The 18251-nt window shown below is 63.1% G+C and carries 20 protein-coding genes and 1 other RNA gene; 11 read left to right on the plus strand and 10 right to left on the minus strand.

The window, feature by feature from the left end; genetic code table 11:
- Positions 1–7 precede the first annotated feature (7 nt).
- Positions 8–943 carry a class II glutamine amidotransferase gene (locus B0G74_RS00675; RefSeq protein ID WP_132373117.1) on the minus strand — a complete coding sequence of 312 codons (936 nt, stop codon included), beginning with the start codon at positions 941–943 and terminating at the stop codon, positions 8–10.
- Positions 944–1109: 166 nt separating this feature from the next.
- Between B0G74_RS00675 and pyrC the strand changes: the two genes are divergently transcribed.
- From pyrC to rnpB, 3 genes are all read left to right on the plus strand, one after another.
- The gene (pyrC, locus tag B0G74_RS00680) at positions 1110–2171 is read left to right on the plus strand and encodes a dihydroorotase (RefSeq protein WP_132373119.1); all 1062 of its coding nucleotides are present in this window, start codon (positions 1110–1112) and stop codon (positions 2169–2171) included.
- A gap of 12 nt (positions 2172–2183) precedes the next feature.
- Positions 2184–3011, plus strand: coding sequence for a DUF3025 domain-containing protein (locus B0G74_RS00685; RefSeq protein ID WP_132373121.1), 828 nt, complete (start codon positions 2184–2186; stop codon positions 3009–3011).
- A 96-nt stretch (positions 3012–3107) separates the two neighbouring features.
- Positions 3108–3521: RNase P RNA component class A (gene rnpB / locus B0G74_RS00690), an RNA gene on the plus strand.
- A gap of 109 nt (positions 3522–3630) precedes the next feature.
- On the opposite strand, the gene B0G74_RS00695 is transcribed toward rnpB, so the two are convergent.
- Complete coding sequence (locus B0G74_RS00695; protein WP_064268831.1) at positions 3631–4053, minus strand: OsmC family protein; 423 nt, start codon at positions 4051–4053, stop codon at positions 3631–3633.
- A gap of 648 nt (positions 4054–4701) precedes the next feature.
- On the opposite strand from B0G74_RS00695, the gene rplM reads away from it, so the two are divergent.
- From rplM to erpA, 3 genes are all read left to right on the plus strand, one after another.
- A complete protein-coding gene (gene rplM / locus B0G74_RS00700) occupies positions 4702–5130 on the plus strand; it encodes a 50S ribosomal protein L13 (protein WP_020069304.1) in 429 nt (142 codons plus the stop codon).
- Positions 5131–5141: 11 nt separating this feature from the next.
- The gene (gene rpsI, locus B0G74_RS00705) at positions 5142–5534 is read left to right on the plus strand and encodes a 30S ribosomal protein S9 (RefSeq protein WP_011489810.1); all 393 of its coding nucleotides are present in this window, start codon (positions 5142–5144) and stop codon (positions 5532–5534) included.
- A 278-nt stretch (positions 5535–5812) separates the two neighbouring features.
- Positions 5813–6178: an iron-sulfur cluster insertion protein ErpA gene (erpA, locus tag B0G74_RS00710; RefSeq protein ID WP_007180424.1), complete on the plus strand. Its 366-nt coding sequence runs from the start codon at positions 5813–5815 to the stop codon at positions 6176–6178.
- Positions 6179–6259: 81 nt separating this feature from the next.
- Here erpA and B0G74_RS00715 read toward each other — a convergent pair whose 3' ends face one another.
- Positions 6260–7390 (minus strand): anhydro-N-acetylmuramic acid kinase, encoded by a 1131-nt coding sequence (locus B0G74_RS00715; RefSeq protein ID WP_132373123.1) that lies wholly within the window; start codon positions 7388–7390, stop codon positions 6260–6262.
- 206 nt (positions 7391–7596) lie between these two features.
- Between B0G74_RS00715 and tyrS the strand changes: the two genes are divergently transcribed.
- The 3 genes from tyrS (at position 7597) to B0G74_RS00730 (ending at position 10109) form a co-directional block, all read left to right on the plus strand.
- A complete protein-coding gene (gene tyrS / locus B0G74_RS00720; protein ID WP_132373125.1) occupies positions 7597–8841 on the plus strand; it encodes a tyrosine--tRNA ligase in 1245 nt (414 codons plus the stop codon).
- 31 nt (positions 8842–8872) lie between these two features.
- Entirely contained in the window at positions 8873–9331 is a 459-nt protein-coding gene (gene dtd, locus B0G74_RS00725) for a D-aminoacyl-tRNA deacylase (RefSeq protein ID WP_132373127.1), read from the plus strand.
- A 106-nt stretch (positions 9332–9437) separates the two neighbouring features.
- A complete protein-coding gene (locus B0G74_RS00730; protein WP_132373129.1) occupies positions 9438–10109 on the plus strand; it encodes a histidine phosphatase family protein in 672 nt (223 codons plus the stop codon).
- A 215-nt stretch (positions 10110–10324) separates the two neighbouring features.
- On the opposite strand, the gene B0G74_RS00735 is transcribed toward B0G74_RS00730, so the two are convergent.
- From B0G74_RS00735 to ruvA, 3 genes are all read right to left on the minus strand, one after another.
- Complete coding sequence (locus B0G74_RS00735) at positions 10325–11266, minus strand: oxygenase MpaB family protein (RefSeq protein WP_132373131.1); 942 nt, start codon at positions 11264–11266, stop codon at positions 10325–10327.
- 31 nt (positions 11267–11297) lie between these two features.
- Complete coding sequence (gene ruvB, locus B0G74_RS00740) at positions 11298–12362, minus strand: Holliday junction branch migration DNA helicase RuvB (RefSeq protein WP_132373133.1); 1065 nt, start codon at positions 12360–12362, stop codon at positions 11298–11300.
- A 118-nt stretch (positions 12363–12480) separates the two neighbouring features.
- Positions 12481–13062, minus strand: a complete 582-nt coding sequence (gene ruvA, locus B0G74_RS00745; RefSeq protein ID WP_007180436.1) for a Holliday junction branch migration protein RuvA — start codon at positions 13060–13062, stop codon at positions 12481–12483.
- Positions 13063–13222: 160 nt separating this feature from the next.
- Between ruvA and B0G74_RS00750 the strand changes: the two genes are divergently transcribed.
- On the plus strand, positions 13223–13855 hold the full coding sequence (locus B0G74_RS00750; protein ID WP_132373135.1) for a LysE family translocator: 633 nt from the start codon (positions 13223–13225) through the stop codon (positions 13853–13855).
- Positions 13856–13989: 134 nt separating this feature from the next.
- Here the strand turns inward: B0G74_RS00750 and ruvC are convergent, their stop codons facing one another.
- Positions 13990–14532: a crossover junction endodeoxyribonuclease RuvC gene (gene ruvC, locus B0G74_RS00755; RefSeq protein WP_132373137.1), complete on the minus strand. Its 543-nt coding sequence runs from the start codon at positions 14530–14532 to the stop codon at positions 13990–13992.
- Between the two features lie 128 nt (positions 14533–14660).
- On the opposite strand from ruvC, the gene B0G74_RS00760 reads away from it, so the two are divergent.
- Positions 14661–14900 carry a hypothetical protein gene (locus B0G74_RS00760; RefSeq protein ID WP_132373139.1) on the plus strand — a complete coding sequence of 80 codons (240 nt, stop codon included), beginning with the start codon at positions 14661–14663 and terminating at the stop codon, positions 14898–14900.
- Between the two features lie 222 nt (positions 14901–15122).
- Here B0G74_RS00760 and purH read toward each other — a convergent pair whose 3' ends face one another.
- From purH to dusB, 3 genes are all read right to left on the minus strand, one after another.
- Positions 15123–16688 (minus strand): bifunctional phosphoribosylaminoimidazolecarboxamide formyltransferase/IMP cyclohydrolase, encoded by a 1566-nt coding sequence (gene purH, locus B0G74_RS00765; protein ID WP_132373141.1) that lies wholly within the window; start codon positions 16686–16688, stop codon positions 15123–15125.
- A gap of 65 nt (positions 16689–16753) precedes the next feature.
- Complete coding sequence (locus tag B0G74_RS00770) at positions 16754–16987, minus strand: Fis family transcriptional regulator (protein WP_007180440.1); 234 nt, start codon at positions 16985–16987, stop codon at positions 16754–16756.
- The gene (gene dusB, locus B0G74_RS00775) at positions 16984–18048 is read right to left on the minus strand and encodes a tRNA dihydrouridine synthase DusB (protein ID WP_132373143.1); all 1065 of its coding nucleotides are present in this window, start codon (positions 18046–18048) and stop codon (positions 16984–16986) included. Before dusB ends, B0G74_RS00770 begins: the two co-directional genes overlap by 4 nt.
- Positions 18049–18251: the final 203 nt, after the last annotated feature.

An 18251-nucleotide genomic window follows, 5' to 3' on the forward strand; every position in this document is an offset into this window, starting at 1 on the left:
CAATGACTCAGGATTCGAACGCAGCGGCGTCGTCTGCCGCTTCGAGGTCGACCTCGGCTTCTGCCTCCGGCAACGCTTCAATCGATGCCGCGATCGTGGTCGCCGAAGCCGACGCATCCAAAGCCGGATTGCGCAACTTTTCCAGCACCGAAGCCGGCACCGGCACATTGACGCGCCCGATCACGTCGCCATGCTGGAACATCATCAGGTCGCCCGGCTCGAAGGCGGTCCAGACTTCGTTGTCGGTGAGCGGCTTGGTGGCGATCACCGCGACGCGGTCTTCAGGCGTCGTGTATTTGGCGAAATCAATCGACACGTCCGCGTCGACCAGATGCGCGGTGGAAAACGGCCAGCGCCGCACGATGTAATGCAGATGCGTGGAGCAATGCGCGAACAGCGCCTGGCCGTTCGACATCAGGAAATTGAACACGCCGAACTGCGTGATTTCGCGCGTGAGGGTTTCGAGCGCGGCAAACAGTTCGTCGAGCGGCGGCTGTTGCGCGCCGGGAAAAGCCTTGCGCAAGCCTTCGAGCAGCGCGCAGAAAGCGAGCTCGCTGTCGGTCGTGCCGACCGGCTGATATACGCCCGTAAGTACCGGCGAATAATCCTTGAGGTCGCCGTTGTGCGCGAAGATCCAGTGGCGTCCCCACAGTTCGCGCATGAACGGGTGGCAGTTTTCCAGCAGGATGTGCCCTTGCGTCGCCTTGCGGATATGCGCGATCGTGTTCTTCGATTTGATCGGGTAGCGCTTGACCATTTCGGCGATCGGCGAGGTGGCCGACGATTGATGGTCGATGAACAGGCGGCAGGCTTTGTCTTCAAAGAAGGCGATGCCCCAGCCGTCGGCGTGGTGATCGGTGACGCCGCCGCGCGCCGCAAAGCCGGTGAACGAGAACGTGACGTCCGTTGGCGCGGCGCAGTTCATTCCGAGGAGTTGGCACATGTTGCGGGTAAGCCTGTGAACGGGGCGAGCCGTTACAATGATGATTTTCCAAGCATATCACCGAGCCAGAAACGCCAAATAGCAAAATTGACGTGTGTTTATGCCGCAACGTTGCGGTTTGACCGCATAGATTGGCTTTTGTCGTCGAATCTCGTCCCCCGCCGCCATGACCGCTTCCAACGCTTCTCTCGACTCCATCACGCTCGCCCGCCCGGACGACTGGCACCTGCACGTCCGCGACGGCGCGATGCTAGCCGCCGTGTTGCCGGACACCGCGCGCCAGTTCGGCCGCGCGATCATCATGCCGAACCTGAAGCCGCCGGTCACGACCACCGCGATGGCGCAGGCGTATCGCGAGCGGATCGTCGCCGCGATTCCCGCAGGCGCAAAATTCGAACCGCTGATGACGCTGTACCTGACCGACAACACGCCGCCCGACGAAATCCGCCGCGCGCGAGAAAGCGGCTTCGTGCATGGTGTGAAGCTGTATCCGGCGGGCGCGACGACCAACTCGGACGCGGGCGTCACCGACATCATGAAGTGCGCCAAAACGCTCGAGGTGATGCAGGAGTTGGGCATGCCGCTGCTCGTCCACGGCGAGGTGACGGATTCGTCGATCGATCTGTTCGATCGCGAGAAAGTGTTCATCGACCGGGTCATGACGCCGCTGCGCCGCGCGTTTCCGGCGCTGAAGGTAGTGTTCGAGCACATCACCACGAAAGATGCGGTCGACTATATCCGCGAGGCCGGCGTGGCGCCGGAACTGCTGGGTGCGACGATCACGGCGCATCACCTGCTGTACAACCGCAACGCGATTTTCCAGGGTGGCATTCGGCCGCATTACTACTGCCTGCCGGTGTTGAAGCGCGAGACGCATCGCGTGGCGCTGGTCGAGGCGGCGATCTCGGGCAATCCGCGCTTCTTCCTCGGCACGGACAGCGCGCCGCATCCGAAGGGGCTGAAAGAGCACGCGTGCGGCTGCGCGGGTTGCTACACGGCGCTGCACGCTTTGGAACTCTATACGGAAGCGTTCGACAAGGCCGACGCACTGGACAAGCTCGAAGGCTTCGCGAGCTTTTTCGGCGCCGATTTTTATGGCCTGCCGCGTAGCGCGGACAAGGTCACGCTGCGTCGTGAGGAATGGACGCTGCCGGCCGAACTGCCGGTCGGCGATACGCCGGTCGTGCCGTTGCGCGGCGGCGAGTCGATCGGCTGGCGCCTGGTTTAAGGCATCAGCAAGATGCAGGCGTATGAGGCGGAGTTGTCGGGCTTCGCAGCAATCGACTGGTCGAAGCCGTGGTTCGCGCCGTTCGCCCAACGCGGCAAGCGCTGGCAGCAAGCTGCGCTGACGAGCCATGAGGCGTTGCTCGCCGCCATGAACGCCGACGCCGGCGGGATGCGGCAGATCACCGGCCGCGGCCAGCGCCTTGCGTTCATCGCGCAGGACGATCTGCCGCCCGGCGCGGCGTACGAAGCGCATATCGCGTCGACCGGCTGCGTGCCGACACGCCACAATCTGCACGACTTCTTCAATGCATCGATGTGGTTTGCGTTTCCGCGCATCAAGGCGGCGTTGAACGGGCGGCAGTCGGCCGCCATCGATGTGTTGGGCGTCGGTCCGACCCGCGGCGGCGTGCGCGATACGCTGACCTTGTTCGACGAGAACGCGCTGCTGTTCCCTTGCGCGGATCCCGCTTTGAGCGCGGCTTTGCGTGGCTTCGACTGGCACGCGCTGCTGGTGGCCCGGCGCGAAGCATGGGGCGCGAGTTGTGAGGTGCGCTGCTTCGGTCATGCGTTGATGGAAAAGTTGATCGCGCCGTTCAAGGCCTGCACGGGGCACGCGTGGATCGTCGATGTGCCCGCCGCGTATTTTGAGTGGGACGCTGTGAAGCGGGATGCGTGGCTGGACGAATCCGTCGCCGCCGCGCTGCTGAACACCGATGTGCTGACGAGCCGCATGTTCGCGCCTTTGCCCGTGCTGGGCATTCCGGGTTGGTGGCCGGAGAACGACTCGCCCGCGTTTTACGACGACACTTCCGTGTTTCGCACAGGACGGCGCGCGCGTTGAGCGCGCTGAGGTGCGTCGCAAGATTCCTTGGCCGTTCGGCTATTTAAACGGTAGATCCGGCTTGCCGCGCCCGCAGGTGTTAAAATCCGCCCCAGCAAAGCGGGCCAGGCAGTCGCGGCCTTTGCGGCTTCGGCCAAAGAGGGCGAGGAAAGTCCGGACTCCACAGGGCAGGGTGATGGCTAACGGCCATCCGTGGCAACACGCGGAACAGGGCAACAGAAAGCAAACCGCCGATGGCCCGGCGCAAGCCGGGATCAGGTAAGGGTGAAACGGTGCGGTAAGAGCGCACCGCGGCTGCTGCAAGGCAGACCGGCACGGTAACCTCCACCCGGAGCAATTCCAAGTAGGCAGGCTAGCATCTTCGAGATGCAGGACGGGGCCCCTGTCACGTCTGCGGGTAGGAAGCTTGAGCGCGTCAGCAATGGCGCGCCTAGAGGAATGGCTGCCACGCGCGTCGCGTCTTCGGACGTTGCGCGTGCACAGAATCCGGCTTATCGGCTTGCTTTGCCACCCAACAAAAAATGCCGGCGTCCAGATGGACGCCGGCATTTTCTTTTTGTGCGTACGGCGCGCGCCGTGGCGAACCCGGGCTCGCGCCGCAGCACGCGCAAGGCCGCGTTCAGCCCGCGACGATGTCGAACGAGTGCGTCAGCTCAGCCGTCTTGGCGATCATGATCGACGCCGAGCAGTATTTGTCGTGTGACAGGTTGATCGCGCGTTCCACGGTGGCCGGGTTCAGATTCTTGCCCGTCACGGTGAAGTGAAAGTGGATCTTGGTGAACACTTTCGGATCTTCGCTGGCGCGTTCGGCCTTCAGCGTCACCGAGCAATCGCTGATTTCCTGACGGCTTTTCTTCAGGATCATCACGACGTCGTAGGCGGTGCACCCGCCCGTGCCGAGCAAAACCATTTCCATCGGACGCGGCGCGAGGTTGCGGCCGCCGCCTTCAGGCGCGCCGTCCATTGCCACCAGATGGCCGCTGCCCGTCTCGGCTGCGAACGCCATCCCGTCTTGCCCCATCCAGCTCACTTTGCATTCCATGCTGTGCTCCACCGCGCTTCGCTATATCGAGACGGCATTGTAGCCCGGTGTTTGAGTGTCCGCCCGACGCGACTTTTGCCGCAAGTTATGCGTGATGTCGGCTTGCGTGTTGCGCTGCGGCATGTTCGGGCGATTCGGGAATGCCCTGACGGATTTAGGGGTTTTACTCTAGGCGATGGCTTGGCGTGCGGCCGCTACTGCAAGCTTTACTCTTTGATTAAAAAGAAGATTTGTCATTCTCAAACTGGAAAATGCGAATGTCATATTGTGAAATCGCATTTCGCAATGCAAATGTTCTTGCGTCGCACAAGGTGGACTCATATAATCCGTTTTGTCTCCTCCACCTCCTCCTTTGGTGGATTAAACCCGAACCGCTCGTTCGGGTTTTTTTTCGCCCGCGCTCCGTCGGCGCCCGGCGGATTCACGTGCGAAAGACCGCCAGATCACGCTCCCGACTGCCGAATTGCCGCGAAATCTCGCGCAGCTTCCCGTACGTTTTGACTTGCCGTAGCAAATTCCTTTATAATTCAGGGCTTTTCCGCATCCGCGCCCGCGGAGGAAGAACCAGGGAGAGCCTGCACGCGCCTCGATGCGCACACTACAAGCAGGAAAAAACACATTGGGCGCAGCAATTTTTTTGGATCGATCATGAAGACGTTTTCCGCAAAAGCCCATGAGGTTACGCGTGAATGGTACGTGATTGACGCGACGGATAAGGTTCTCGGGCGTGTCGCCAGCGAAGTGGCACACCGTCTTCGCGGCAAGCACAAGCCTGAATTCACTCCGCACGTCGACACCGGTGATTTCATCATCGTTATCAACGCGGGCAAGCTGAAGGTCACGGGCAACAAGGCTACTGACAAGAAGTACTATCGCCACTCGGGCTACCCGGGCGGTATCTATGAAACGACGTTCGGCAAGATGCAAGAACGCTTCCCGGGCCGTGCGCTCGAGAAAGCGGTCAAGGGCATGCTGCCGAAGGGCCCGCTCGGCTACGCGATGATCAAGAAGCTGAAGGTCTACGCTGAAGCAACGCATCCGCATTCGGCGCAACAGCCGAAAGCGCTCGAGATCTAAGGGGAGCCCACATGATCGGTAACTGGAATTACGGCACGGGCCGCCGCAAGAGCGCCGTCGCACGCGTCTTCATCAAGGCAGGCAAGGGCGATATCGTTGTGAACGGCAAGCCTATCGCCGATTACTTCTCGCGCGAAACGTCGCTGATGATCGTGCGTCAGCCGCTGGAACTCACGAACCACGGCGTCACGTTCGACATCAAAGTCAACGTGACGGGTGGCGGTGAAACGGGTCAAGCCGGTGCGGTTCGCCACGGCATCACCCGCGCGCTGATGGACTACGACGCAACGCTGAAGCCGGAACTGTCGAAGGCCGGCTTCGTTACGCGTGACGCTCGTGAAGTCGAACGTAAGAAGGTCGGCTTCCACAAGGCACGTCGCAGGAAGCAATTCTCGAAGCGTTAATCGCTTCGGGTGCGAACCGGCTTTCGGGCCGGAGCGCTGCAAAAGCCGCCAACGCTTTCGCGAAGGCGGCTTTTTTCATGGGTTCGCGCCTCGGTGCGGTTCAGTGTTGCCGCAACGAACTCGTCGTCAAAGCGGCGAGATATCCCGCTCAGCCGGGCTGGTGGCGGCAAAACGCGCCGTCCATCGATTTTCAGGAAGAACCCATTGATTTTGTGGGCTTCAGCACGATATCGAGATCAGCCCTACAATAGCGGTTAGAAGCTTTTTGGAGAGTTCGAATGAACGCAGTCACCGATACACCCGTGACCGAGATGCCCGCCCCCTTCGTTTTTACCGACGCAGCGGCTGACAAGGTCAAGCAACTGATCGAAGAAGAAGGCAATGCGGACCTCAAACTGCGCGTTTTCGTGCAGGGCGGCGGCTGCTCGGGCTTTCAGTACGGTTTTACCTTCGACGAAGCCGTCAACGAAGACGACACCGTCATGAACAAAAGCGGCGTCCAGCTGCTGATCGATTCGATGAGCTACCAGTATCTGGTGGGCGCTGAGATCGATTACAAGGACGACATCAACGGCGCGCAGTTCGTCATCAAGAACCCGAATGCTACGACCACCTGTGGTTGCGGCTCGTCGTTCTCGGTGTGATGGCCGGTTGAGCGAAAGCATGTGAGAAACGGGGCTTCGGCCCCGTTTTTTATTGCCTGCGCCTTGGATCTCCTAAGGCGATCAGCGCGGATAGATCGCCCCGAGCACGCGTTCGGCCGACGCGCCCGTCACGGCCGGCAGATTGCCCGGCAGGCGCGCCACGCAGCGCATTGCAAGCCAGGCGAACGCCAGCGGCTCGACCTGGCTCGGCGGCACGCCGAGCGCATCGGTCGTCATCACGGGAACGCCGCTGACGCCGCTCTCCTCCAGTGCCTGCTGCAGCGCCTTCAGAATCTCCGGATTACGCGCGCCGCCGCCGCAGACATAGACCGCTCTCGCATCCGACGCGTGCCGCTCGATTTCGCGCGCGACCGTCACTGCGGTGAGCGCAACCAGCGTCGCTTGCACGTCGGCGGGGTCGAGCCCGGCGAACGGCTGTAGCTTCGCGTCGAGCCATTCCGCATTGAACAGGTCGCGGCCAGTGCTCTTCGGCGGCTGTTGGGCGAAAAAGGGCTCATCGAGCAAGGCGTTCAGCAGCGTGCGATCCACCTGGCCGCGCGCCGCGAAATGGCCGTTCTCGTCGAAGGGTTTGCTGAGATGGCGCTGCGCCCATTCGTCGAGGAGCGCGTTGGCCGGCCCGCAGTCGAAGCCGCGCACGCTGCCGGTTGCGTTCAGGATCGTGATATTGCTGATCCCGCCGAGATTGCAGACCACCCGCGTTTCGTTCTTCGCGCCGAACACCGTGCCGTGAAAAGCCGGCACGAGCGGTGCGCCCTGGCCGCCGGCCGCGACGTCGCGGCTGCGGAAATCGGCAATCACGTCGATATGCATCATTTCCGCGAGCAGCGCCGGGTTGTTGATCTGCCGCGTATAACCCTTTTCCGGCCGATGTCGCACCGTCTGCCCATGCACGCCGATCGCACGCACTTCAGCGGCGGGCACGCGGCTGCCGTGCAGCAGTTCGTGGCAGCACACCGCGTAACGCGTGGCGAGCGCGTTGGCGGCCAGCGCCTCGCGCTCGATCTCGTTGTCACCGGGCTGCTGGAGCGCGAACAACGCGTCGCGCAGGCCCGCGGCAAAGCCGACAAACGCCTCGGCCAGCACTACCGGTGGCTTCCCTTGCGCGAACTTGACGGCCACGCCATCCACGCCGTCCATGCTGGTGCCGGACATCAATCCAAAGTAGACGCCGTCTGCGGGGTCTTGCGCCACGTTGCTGCTCCTCTCGATGGTTCGTTGCGATCCGTTGTAGCAGATTATCGGGTGAAGCGCGGTCGAATATAAAGCGTCGCGACGCCGGCGGCGGGCCGCCGAACGCGGAAATCGCGCGTCGGCGGGGCGCTTGCGGCTGCGTCAGTGGGCGCGGCGGCGCGCATCTATGGGACAATCTCCTTTTTTCGCGACTTCACGTTTCCAGCATGAGCACCGAGTCCACTAAGCCCAGCCCCGCCTTCCCGATCACCGACGAAGTCCGTCACGCCCTCGCGGTCACCAAACGCGGTGTCGACGAACTGCTGATCGAAGACGAATTCGCGCAAAAACTCGCGAGGAGCGCGGCGACTGGCAAGCCGCTGCGCATCAAGCTCGGGCTCGATCCGACCGCACCGGACATCCACATCGGCCATACGGTCGTGTTGAACAAGATGCGCCAGTTGCAGGATCTCGGCCACACCGTGATCTTTTTGATCGGCGATTTCACGTCGCTGATCGGCGATCCGTCGGGCCGTAACGCCACCCGGCCACCGCTCACGCGCGAACAGATCGAATCGAACGCGAAGACGTATTTCGAGCAGGCCGCGCTCGTGCTCGATCGCGACAAGACCGAGATCCGCTACAACAGCGAATGGTCGATGCCGCTCGGCGCCGACGGCATGATCAAGCTCGCGTCGCGCTACACGGTGGCGCGGATTCTCGAGCGCGAAGATTTCACCAAGCGTTTTCAGGGCGGCGTGCCGATCTCGATTCACGAGTTCCTGTATCCGCTGATGCAGGGCTACGACTCCGTCGCACTGAACGCGGACCTCGAACTCGGCGGTACGGACCAGAAGTTCAACCTGCTGGTGGGCCGCGAGCTGCAGAAGCAATACGGCCAGGAACAGCAGTGCATTTTGACGATGCCGCTGCTCGAAGGGCTGGACGGCGTCGAGAAGATGTCGAAGTCGAAGAACAACTACATCGGCATCAGCGAAAAGCCGACCGACATGTTCGGCAAGCTGATGAGCATTTCCGACGTGCTGATGTGGCGTTACTTCGAATTGCTGTCGTTCCGTCCGATGGACGAAATCGCCGGCTTCAAGAAGGAAATCGAAGCGGGCCGCAATCCGCGCGATTTCAAGGTGATGCTCGGCCAGGAAATCGTCGCGCGCTTCCACTCGCAAGCCGATGCCGAGCGCGCGCTGGATGACTTCAACCATCGCGCGAAGGGCGGCGTGCCGGACGATATCCCGGCTGTGACGCTTGCGGGTGCACCGCTCGCGATCGGCCAGTTGCTCAAGCAGGCTAACCTCGTGCCGTCGACCAGCGAAGCGCTGCGCAACATCGAGCAGGGTGGCGTGAAGATCGATGGCGCGACCGTGGCCGACAAGGGCCTGAAAGTCGAAGCCGGCGAATACGTCGTGCAGGTCGGCAAGCGCCGTTTTGCGCGCGTCACGTTGACGGCGTGATGGGCCGCACGTCGCAACCGGAGTCACGCCGATGATCGCGCTGATCCAGCGCGTGCGGCGCGCGGAAGTGCGCGTGGCGGACCGCGTGGCCGGCGCGATCGAAGCGGGCCTGCTCGCGCTCGTCTGCGCCGAACGCGGCGACACCGAGGCGGCCGCCGACCGGTTGCTTGCCAAGGTGCTCGGCTATCGCGTCTTCAGCGATGCCGCCGGCAAGATGAATTTCTCCGTGCAAAATCTCGATGGCGCCGGCCGCGCGGGCGGTTTGCTGCTCGTGTCGCAGTTCACGCTGGCCGCGGACACCAACAGCGGCCTGCGTCCGAGCTTTACGCCGGCCGCGCCGCCCGATGAAGGCAAGCGCCTCTTCGATTACTTCGTCGCGGCCGCGCGGGCGAAGCATTCGATCGTCGAGACCGGCGAGTTCGGCGCGGACATGCAGGTGTCGCTCGTCAACGACGGGCCGGTCACGTTCTGGCTGCAAACGAACGCCTGAACCTTGGCCTTAAAAATGCGCGTCACCGCGCGCGCATCCATCCTCCAGCCGCTTTTGCGACAATAGCGGCTCGGCATAACCGGCTAATGGCGCCCACTTTCATTCCATGACGACGCAGATTCTGTTCATCCGACACGGCGAGACCGACTGGAACCGCATCAAGCGCATTCAAGGTCACATCGACATTCCGCTCGCCACGACAGGGCTGGCTCAGGCGCAGCGCCTTGCGCGCCGCATGGCCGACGAGGCGAAGCAGGGCGCACGGCTCGACGCGATCTATTCGAGCGATCTGCAACGCGCGCAGCAAACCGCCCAGCCGATCGCCGATGCGCTCGGCTTGCCGCTGCAGTTGCGCGAAGGTCTGCGCGAGCGTTCCTACGGAGCGTTCCAGGGCCACGACAGCGACGAGATCGCCCTGCGTTTCCCCGATGAATACGCGCACTGGCAAACGCGTGACGCGGGCTTCGCGCCGCCGGAGGGCGAGTCGCAACGCACGCTCTACCATCGCGTGCTGCACGCGATCGAACCGCTGGTCGCCGCGCATCCCGGTGGACGGATTGCCTGCGTCGCGCACGGCGGCGTGCTTGATTGCGTGCGACGTTTTGCCTGTGGCTTGCCGCTCGATGCGCCGCGTGACTATCCGCTCCTGAACACGAGCGTGAACACGGTGGATTTCGACAATGGCAAGGCGACGATCGTGTCGTGGGCGGATGTTTCGCATCTCGATGCGCCGAGTGCGGATGATAGTTTCAAGAAGGTGCCGGAGTCGGGGCGTTGATTGGCGGGCCTACAGGGCGGCACGAGTTTGCGCGTCTGACCCGGAACGGTCGCGCACATTCGCGCCGCCGGCGTTTGGCGTGACAGTTTGCGTACGAGCCCTGAGCGGTTCGCGTACCTGACGACTGACGCGGCGGTTTGCACGCATACTCGCGCGGCTCGAATAACTGACGTTTGATTGGGCGGCTTGCGCGCGTACGAGCGCCGTCGCTCGCGTTACTCCGGCTCGCGTACACCTGCAGCCACACGGCGCCGCGCCCGTTTCGACACACCATTCACCAGCGCCCAACGAATGACAGGCGCCACCAACCGCACACCCGGCCTCGCCATCGCACGGCGAAGCGCCGCGTAGCGGTGAAATCCCAACATCGCCTGTGCCCAATCGGGCAGCAGATCGACACCGGCGTTGAACATCAACACGCCGGCCGGTCGCATCGAAACGCTCGGGGCGGGCGCTGTCATCAGAACCCTCACGACTTCGCGCGTGCGTTCGGTGGCCACAAGCCCGGGCTGCATCGCGAGCAGGTAAGCGTCGATCTCGGCTCGCGAGCGCGGAATGTCCGACGCGCCGAGCATCTCGGCAATGCGCGCGGTCTCCGCGAAATACTGATCCTGCGCGGCAACGGGCAGCGACGGATTCACATAGCGCAAGTGCGCGGTCATGAAGCTCGACACTTCGGCGACATGCACCCACGTCAACAGCGCGGGTTCGCTCGCGCGATAGGGCTGGCCGTCAGGCGCGACGCCGCTGACACCGAGATGAATGCGCTTCACACGTTCGACCAGCGCAAGCGCGTCGTGCCGGCTGCCGTACGTCGTGCCCGCGATGAAAGTCGCGGTGCGGCGCAGGCGGCCGAGAATGTCGGTGCGAAACGTCGAATGGTCCCACACGCCGGCGAGCGCCAGCGGATGCAACGCTTGCAGCAATAGCGCGCTGATGCCGCCCGTCATCATCGACGTGAAATCGGCGTGGACTTTCCAGCACTCCGAGTCCGGCCCGAACAGGCCGGGGTCGCCCGGAGGCGACAAGTAGTCGAGCGTGGGACCGCTGCCGCTTGTCAGATGCGTGACCCCGGCGGCCAGCTTTGAGCGAAGCCTGCGGGTGAGAAGCTGCAAGAGACTGCTGGAAGAGTTGGGTTGCCTGGTTTGGTCGGACATCCTGATTCGGTCTCGCGCGACGTGGTTCGAATCAGGTCGCGGCCGAATCCCACAGACCGGGCAGGCCGCTCGACGAGTCGGGCGCGGCGAGGCCGAAATGCCGGTACGTCAGCATCGTGGCGACGCGGCCGCGCGGCGTGCGTTGCAGGAAGCCTTGCTGGATCAAATAAGGCTCGAGCACGTCTTCAATCGTGTCGCGTTCTTCGCCGATCGCCGCGGCCAGATTGTCGACGCCGACCGGGCCGCCGTCGAACTTGTGCAGGATCGCCTCGAGCAGCTTGCGGTCCATCAGGTCGAAGCCGACCGCATCCACGTCGAGCATCTTGAGCGCGGCGTCGGCCACTTGCGCGGTGATGTTGCCGTCGGCCTTCACTTCGGCGAAGTCGCGCACGCGCCGCAGCAAGCGGTTCGCGATCCGCGGCGTGCCGCGCGCGCGCTTGGCGATCTCGAACGCGCCGTCTGGATGGATCTGCGCATGGAGCAGCGACGCCGAACGCGTGACGATGCGCGCCAGTTCCTCGGCGTTATAAAACTCGAGCCGCGCGACGATGCCGAAGCGGTCGCGTAACGGGTTGGTCAGCATGCCCGCGCGCGTGGTCGCGCCGACCAGCGTGAACGGTTGCAGGTCCAGCTTCACGCTACGCGCGGCCGGACCTTCGCCGATCATGATGTCGATCTGATAATCCTCCAACGCCGGGTACAGAATTTCTTCGACGACCGGCGAGAGCCGGTGAATTTCGTCGATGAACAGCACGTCGTTGGCTTCGAGATTGGTGAGCAGCGCGGCGAGGTCGCCGGCGCGCTCAAGCACCGGTCCGGACGTTTGCCGCAGATTGACACCCATTTCCCGCGCGATGATGTGCGCGAGCGTGGTCTTGCCGAGGCCTGGCGGCCCGAACAGCAAGACATGGTCGAGCGATTCGGAACGGCGCTTGGCGGCCTCGATAAAGATTTCCAGCTGGCCGCGCACTTTTTCCTGCCCGACATATTCTTCGAGCTGGCGCGGACGCAACGCGCGCTCGAACGCTTCTTCGTTCGGCGAGACGGGCGTGGCCGCGATGATGCGCTCGGCGGCGAGTTTGTCGGTTTCGATCATGCGTTCATTGTACCGCGAGCCGCCCGCCGCGAAACTCGGCCGAATGGCCAGGGTGCGCGGCTCGCAGCCGTGTGCGAAGCTTCAGCCATCGCATGCACGTCGAAACGAGGGGCGAGCGTCAGCCCTTGGACAGCGCCTTCAACGCGAGCTTGATGCCCTCGGAAACGCCGGTTCCGGCCGGCACGTTTTTGACGGCGGCCAACGCTTCTTTTTCGGAGTAACCCAATGCGAGCAGTGCGTTCAGGATGTCGGAGGCGTGGTCGGATGCCGACGCCGCGCCCGCCATCGCGCCCAGATCGGCGCCGATCTTGCCCTTCAATTCGAGGAGCAGGCGCTCCGCCGTCTTCTTGCCGATGCCCGGCACGCGCGTCAAACGCGCCGCGTCCTGCATCGTGACGGTCTGCGCGAGTTCGTGCACGCTCATGCCCGACAGCACCGCCAACGCCATGCGCGCGCCGATGCCGGAAATTTTCAGCAGTTCGCGGAAGGTCGAGCGTTCCTCGGCGGTGCCGAAGCCGTATAGCAGGTGCGCGTCTTCACGCACGATCATCTGCGTGAGCAACACGACGCGTTCGCCGGTGGAGGGCAGGTTGTAGAACGTGCTCATCGGCACATCGACTTCGTAACCGACGCCGTTGCAGTCGACGAGCAGATGCGGCGGGTTTTTTTCCAGCAGAACGCCGGCAATGCGACCGATCATGGCGAATTCAATCCTGAGAGAAAGGGCGAGTGTAGCGCAGCAAATGAGTGACGAGTGGCCCGCGAGTTACGCGTAATCGCGGTTGACCCGCGCGAGGCCGCCCCATAGACTGAGATCCCTTTTGGCGGGTTCTCATCCCACTCACCCAGAAGGAGCTTTCATGCTGAGCCTGACCACTCTCGCGCTGTTTGCCGGCGCGTGTCTCGCGTTGACCGCCACGCCCGGCCCCGACATGTTGCTGATTGCCTCGCGCAGTGTGAGCCAGGGGCGTTCCGCGGGCTTTGCGTCGCTGGCGGGCATTCTGGTCGGCACGTATTGTCATGCGTTGGCCGCGGCGTTCGGGTTGTCGCAGCTCTTTCTGGCCGTGCCCATGGCATACGATGTGGTGCGTTTCGCCGGCGCCGCGTATCTGCTCTATCTCGCCTGGAAAACATTCCGCGCGCAGGGCACGGTGCTCGCGCCGAATGCGTCGATGAGCCGTTATCCGGTTGGCCGCATTTTCCGCCAGGGCCTCTTCACCAATCTGCTGAATCCGAAAGTCGCGCTGTTCGTGCTCGCGCTGTTTCCGCAATTCGTGCGGCCCGAAGCGGGGTCGGTCGCGTTGCAGATCATGGTGCTGGCCACCGTGTTGAACCTGATCGGCTTCTGCGTGAACGGCGCGGTGATCCTGATGGCGAGCAAGCTGAGCCGCAAGCTATCGGCGGGGCAGCGGCCGTCGCGGCTGCCGCAGTATCTGCTGGGGACGGTGTTCGCGGGATTGGCCTGCCGGCTTGCGCTGGCTAGTCGGAATTGATTGAGGCGGCTGCGCCGTTGCATACCATCTTGCGTGAGCCGTGAGCCGTGAGCCGTGAGCCGTGAGCCGTGAGCCGTGAGCCGTGAGCCACGCATGCGCGGCACAAAGGCGGCCAGCGGGCCGCGTTTGCCACGCTATCCGACCAACCGTCCGCGCCTCACGCGCAGCCCCTTCTTCGCCAGCGAAGGCGCGATGCCGCCCAACGTACTCAGCGTCGTGCCGCCGTGCGCGTGGCAGATCGCCATACCGAGCGCGTCGGCGGCGTCGGTGCTGGGTACGCCGGAGAGATTGAGCAGGCGCACCACCATCTGCTGCATCTGCTCCTTGGTTGCGCGGCCGTAACCCACCACGGCTTGCTTCAATTGCAGGGCTGTATATTCGGCGACCGGCACGCCGCCCGCGACCAGTCCGCAAATTGCCGCCCCGCGTGCCTGGCCGAGCAGCAAGGTGGATTGCGGGTTGACGTTGACGAACACTTTTTCAATCGCCGACTGATCAGGCGAATGCTGGCGGATCAACGTGGAGATGCCTTCGAAGATGGTGCCGAGGCGCGACGGCAGATCGGCGTCGGCGGTTTTGATGACGCCGCTCGCGACATAGCTGAGCGTGTGGCCGCTTTGGTCGATCACGCCGAAGCCGGTCACGCGCAGGCCGGGGTCGATGCCGAGAATTCTCATGAGGTGCCGCAAATGCGGTAAAAACCAGGTGCTTGCGATACTACAACACACGCGCCGCGTGGCGGTCGGCGCGCGGCGCTGTCAGCGGAATAAAAACTGCTGAGTTTGCTGCAAGGAGGCATACGCACATGGAGCGCTATCGGAATCTCAGCGGCGACTCAGGCGTCGAGGCTTATGAAATCGGTGACGACTTCGTCGCGGTCCGCTTCAGGCACGGCGTGGTGTACTGGTACACCGAGGCGAGCGTCGGCGCGCGACACGTCGCCGCGCTCAAGCGTCTTGCGCGACGTGGGCAGGGGCTCAGCACTTATATCAGCCAGCACGCGGACGTGAGCGGTGGCTACGCGAGAAAGGAACCGGACGACTGAGCGGGGCGTAAAGAGTGGCGTGGGCACGGCACGACCGGCACAAGCTGCACAGCTGGCACGAACGGCACGAACGGCACGAACGGCACACGCGGAACACACGCCGCACCAAAGAAAACGGCCCGACGGAAAATTCCGCCAGGCCGTTTCTGTAAATCTCAAAATCTCACCAGCAACCCGGTTTCACCAGGAAACCGACGCCGCTATTGAAACCTAAACCCCAAATCAATGCCGGAAGTGCCGCACCCCAGTCAGCACCATCGCGATATTGTGCTCATCCGCCGCGCTGACCACTTCATCATCGCGCATCGAACCGCCCGGCTGAATCACGCAAGTCGCGCCTGCCGCCACTACCACGTCGAGGCCGTCGCGGAACGGGAAGAACGCGTCCGACGCCACCGCCGAACCGGCCAGCGTCAAACCGGCATTCTGCGCCTTGATGCTGGCGATGCGCGCCGAGTCCACGCGACTCATCTGACCCGCGCCTACGCCGAGCGTCATGCCGTTGCCGCAGAACACGATGGCGTTCGACTTCACGTACTTCGCCACGCGCCACGCGAACAGCAGATCGTTCATTTCCTTCGGCGTCGGATGACGCTTCGTGACCACGCGCAATTCGCGCGGCTGCACGTTCTTCGAGTCGAGCGACTGCACCAGCAGGCCGCCGCCCACGCGCTTCAGATCAAACGCGTTGTGGCCTTCGCCCAGCGCGATTTCCAGCAGACGCACATTCTGCTTCGCCGCGAACACCTTGCGCGCTTCGGCGCTGAACGACGGCGCGATCAGCACTTCAACGAACTGCTTGGCCACGGCTTGCGCCGCTGCTTCGTCCACTTCGCGGTTGAACGCGATGATGCCGCCGAACGCCGAGGTCGGGTCGGTCTGGAACGCCTTCGCGTACGCTTCGTTGGCGTCCGCCCCGACTGCCACGCCGCACGGATTCGCGTGCTTGACGATCACGCAGGCCGGCACGTCGAAGGTTTTCACGCATTCCCACGCCGCATCGGAATCCGCGATGTTGTTGTACGACAGTTCCTTGCCTTGCAACTGGTTGTAGTTCGCCAGTGCGCCGGCCGGCACGCTCAGATCGCGGTAGAACGCGGCGCTCTGATGCGGGTTTTCGCCGTAGCGCAGATCCTGCACCTTGTCGAATGCCAGGTTGAACGTCGCCGGATAAGCGTTGCGCGACGCGTGCTGCAGTTCGTCGGTCAGGCTCGTCAGGTAGTTCGTGATCGCGCCGTCGTATTGCGCGGTGTGCGCGAACACCTTGGTGGCGAGGCGGAAGTTCGTCTTGTACGACACGGCATTGCTGTTCGCGCGCATTTCGTCGAGTACGACCGCGTAGTCGGCCGGATCGACCACCACCGTCACGTCGCGATGATTCTTCGCGGCCGAACGCAGCATGGTCGGCCCGCCGATGTCGATGTTCTCGATCGCGTCTTCCAGCGAGCATTCTTCCTTCGACACGGTCTGCACGAACGGGTACAGATTCACGACCAGCAGATCGATGGTCGGAATGTCGTGCTTTTCAAGCGCCGCCATGTGTTCCGGCAGGTCGCGGCGCGCGAGAATGCCGCCGTGCACCTTCGGATGCAGCGTTTTCACGCGCCCGTCCAGCATTTCCGGGAAGCCCGTGTAATCGGCGACTTCGGTGACGGAGAGACCCGCGTCCGCGAGCAGTTTCGCGGTGCCGCCGGTCGACAGGATCTTGACGCCGAGGTCCGACAGCGACTTGGCGAAGTCGACGATGCCGGACTTGTCGGAAACAGAGATGAGCGCTTGCTTGATCATGATGAAGACGAAAAGCCGAAGGGAAACGTGGCAGGGCGCCTGAAACTACAACGAATTACAACGGGTTACAGCAAACCGTGCTGTTGCAGCTTCTTGCGCAGCGTATTGCGGTTGATGCCGAGATACTCGGCGGCCAGCGACTGATTGCCGCCGGCCTGCTCGAGCACCACTTCGAGCAGAGGTTTTTCTACGCAGGAAATCACCATGTCGTAGACGTCGTGCGGATTGGAGCCGTCGAGATCCTGGAAATACATCCCCAGGCTGTCGCGGACAGATTGTTCGATATTGTTCTTGCTCATGCTGCTAGTCGGTCGGTATGGTCCGGCTCGCCGTTATTGTTGAGCGTTTCGTCGACGTAGACGAGGCGGTCGGAGATCGCCTTTTGTGCGTCGAAGAACTCGTTGACGGCGAGGAGTTGTTCGCGCGCGGTGTCCAGCGTATTCATGCGATGCCGGAACACGTTGGCGCCAGAAAGGCCGCGAGTGTACCAGCCGATGTGCTTACGCGCAGTGCGGACACCCGTAAATTCGCCGTAGAAAGCGTAGTGGTCTTCCAGATGCTCGTTCATCACCTGCTGGATTTCGTCGATGCGCGGCGGCGGCAGCAACTCGCCCGTTTGCAGGAAATGCTCGATCTCGCGGAACAGCCACGGGCGCCCCTGCGCCGCGCGGCCGATCATGATGGCGTCGGCGCCGGTGGCGGCCAACACCTCGCGTGCTTTTTGCGGCGACGTAATGTCGCCGTTGGCGACCACCGGAATGCGCACCGCCGCTTTCACCGCGGCGATGGTCTCGTATTCGGCGTCGCCGTGATACAGGTCGGCGCGCGTGCGGCCGTGCACGGTCAGCATCGAAATGCCGGCCGATTCGGCCAGACGCGCGACGTTCAGCGCATTCTTGTTCTCGCGATCCCAGCCCGTGCGGATCTTCAGCGTGACGGGCACCGCGTCGGGCCCGACGCCGACCGCGCCCACCACCGCCTCGACGATGCGCTGCACCAGCGGCTCGTTCTGCAACAGGGCTGAACCCGCCGCCACGTTGCACACCTTCTTGGCCGGGCAGCCCATGTTGATGTCGATGATCTGCGCGCCGTTCGCCACGTTGTAGCGGGCCGCTTCGGCCATCATGGCCGGATCGGCGCCGGCGATCTGCACGGCGATCGGCTCGACCTCGCCCGCGTGATTGGCGCGGCGCATGGTCTTCTCGCTTTTCCACAACTGCGCGTTCGAGGCGACCATTTCCGACACCGCATAGCCCGCGCCCAGCCGTTTGCACAGTTGCCGGAACGGCCGGTCGGTCACGCCGGCCATGGGCGCGACGAACAGGTTATTACGCAGATTGTGGGAGCCGAGAGTAGGCATAACGTGGGACGCGGTGGACGCGCGCGCGGCCGATTGGTCAATTTCTGTCAATCGGAGCGTTGGCGAAATGCGAGAGAAAACCGCTATTTTAGCGTTAACGGATAGCCGGCACCCGACATGTGCCTGTCGTAACCCATTAAATCTTCTATGAAAGTGCGCCGATTCATAGAACCGGCGCTGCTCGCGAGGCACCTTTCGCGTGA

It is taken from the genome of Paraburkholderia sp. BL9I2N2, assembly GCF_004339745.1.
In the GTDB taxonomy this organism is placed as follows: Bacteria; Pseudomonadota; Gammaproteobacteria; order Burkholderiales; family Burkholderiaceae; genus Paraburkholderia.

Excerpts from the sequence above, each read along its gene's own strand:
- B0G74_RS00735 (WP_132373131.1), bottom strand. The coding sequence starts at position 11,266 with ATGTCCGACCAAACCAGGCAACCCAACTCTTCCAGCAGTCTCTTGCAG.
- B0G74_RS00695 (WP_064268831.1), bottom strand. The coding sequence starts at position 4,053 with ATGGAATGCAAAGTGAGCTGGATGGGGCAAGACGGGATGGCGTTCGCA.
- rplM (WP_020069304.1), top strand. The coding sequence starts at position 4,702 with ATGAAGACGTTTTCCGCAAAAGCCCATGAGGTTACGCGTGAATGGTAC.
- ruvB (WP_132373133.1), bottom strand. The coding sequence starts at position 12,362 with ATGATCGAAACCGACAAACTCGCCGCCGAGCGCATCATCGCGGCCACG.
- dtd (WP_132373127.1), top strand. The coding sequence starts at position 8,873 with ATGATCGCGCTGATCCAGCGCGTGCGGCGCGCGGAAGTGCGCGTGGCG.
- pyrC (WP_132373119.1), top strand. The coding sequence starts at position 1,110 with ATGACCGCTTCCAACGCTTCTCTCGACTCCATCACGCTCGCCCGCCCG.
- B0G74_RS00760 (WP_132373139.1), top strand. The coding sequence starts at position 14,661 with ATGGAGCGCTATCGGAATCTCAGCGGCGACTCAGGCGTCGAGGCTTAT.
- ruvC (WP_132373137.1), bottom strand. The coding sequence starts at position 14,532 with ATGAGAATTCTCGGCATCGACCCCGGCCTGCGCGTGACCGGCTTCGGC.
- B0G74_RS00730 (WP_132373129.1), top strand. The coding sequence starts at position 9,438 with ATGACGACGCAGATTCTGTTCATCCGACACGGCGAGACCGACTGGAAC.
- B0G74_RS00685 (WP_132373121.1), top strand. The coding sequence starts at position 2,184 with ATGCAGGCGTATGAGGCGGAGTTGTCGGGCTTCGCAGCAATCGACTGG.
- B0G74_RS00750 (WP_132373135.1), top strand. The coding sequence starts at position 13,223 with ATGCTGAGCCTGACCACTCTCGCGCTGTTTGCCGGCGCGTGTCTCGCG.
- purH (WP_132373141.1), bottom strand. The coding sequence starts at position 16,688 with ATGATCAAGCAAGCGCTCATCTCTGTTTCCGACAAGTCCGGCATCGTC.
- B0G74_RS00675 (WP_132373117.1), bottom strand. The coding sequence starts at position 943 with ATGTGCCAACTCCTCGGAATGAACTGCGCCGCGCCAACGGACGTCACG.
- rpsI (WP_011489810.1), top strand. The coding sequence starts at position 5,142 with ATGATCGGTAACTGGAATTACGGCACGGGCCGCCGCAAGAGCGCCGTC.
- ruvA (WP_007180436.1), bottom strand. The coding sequence starts at position 13,062 with ATGATCGGTCGCATTGCCGGCGTTCTGCTGGAAAAAAACCCGCCGCAT.
- B0G74_RS00770 (WP_007180440.1), bottom strand. The coding sequence starts at position 16,987 with ATGAGCAAGAACAATATCGAACAATCTGTCCGCGACAGCCTGGGGATG.
- tyrS (WP_132373125.1), top strand. The coding sequence starts at position 7,597 with ATGAGCACCGAGTCCACTAAGCCCAGCCCCGCCTTCCCGATCACCGAC.
- erpA (WP_007180424.1), top strand. The coding sequence starts at position 5,813 with ATGAACGCAGTCACCGATACACCCGTGACCGAGATGCCCGCCCCCTTC.
- dusB (WP_132373143.1), bottom strand. The coding sequence starts at position 18,048 with ATGCCTACTCTCGGCTCCCACAATCTGCGTAATAACCTGTTCGTCGCG.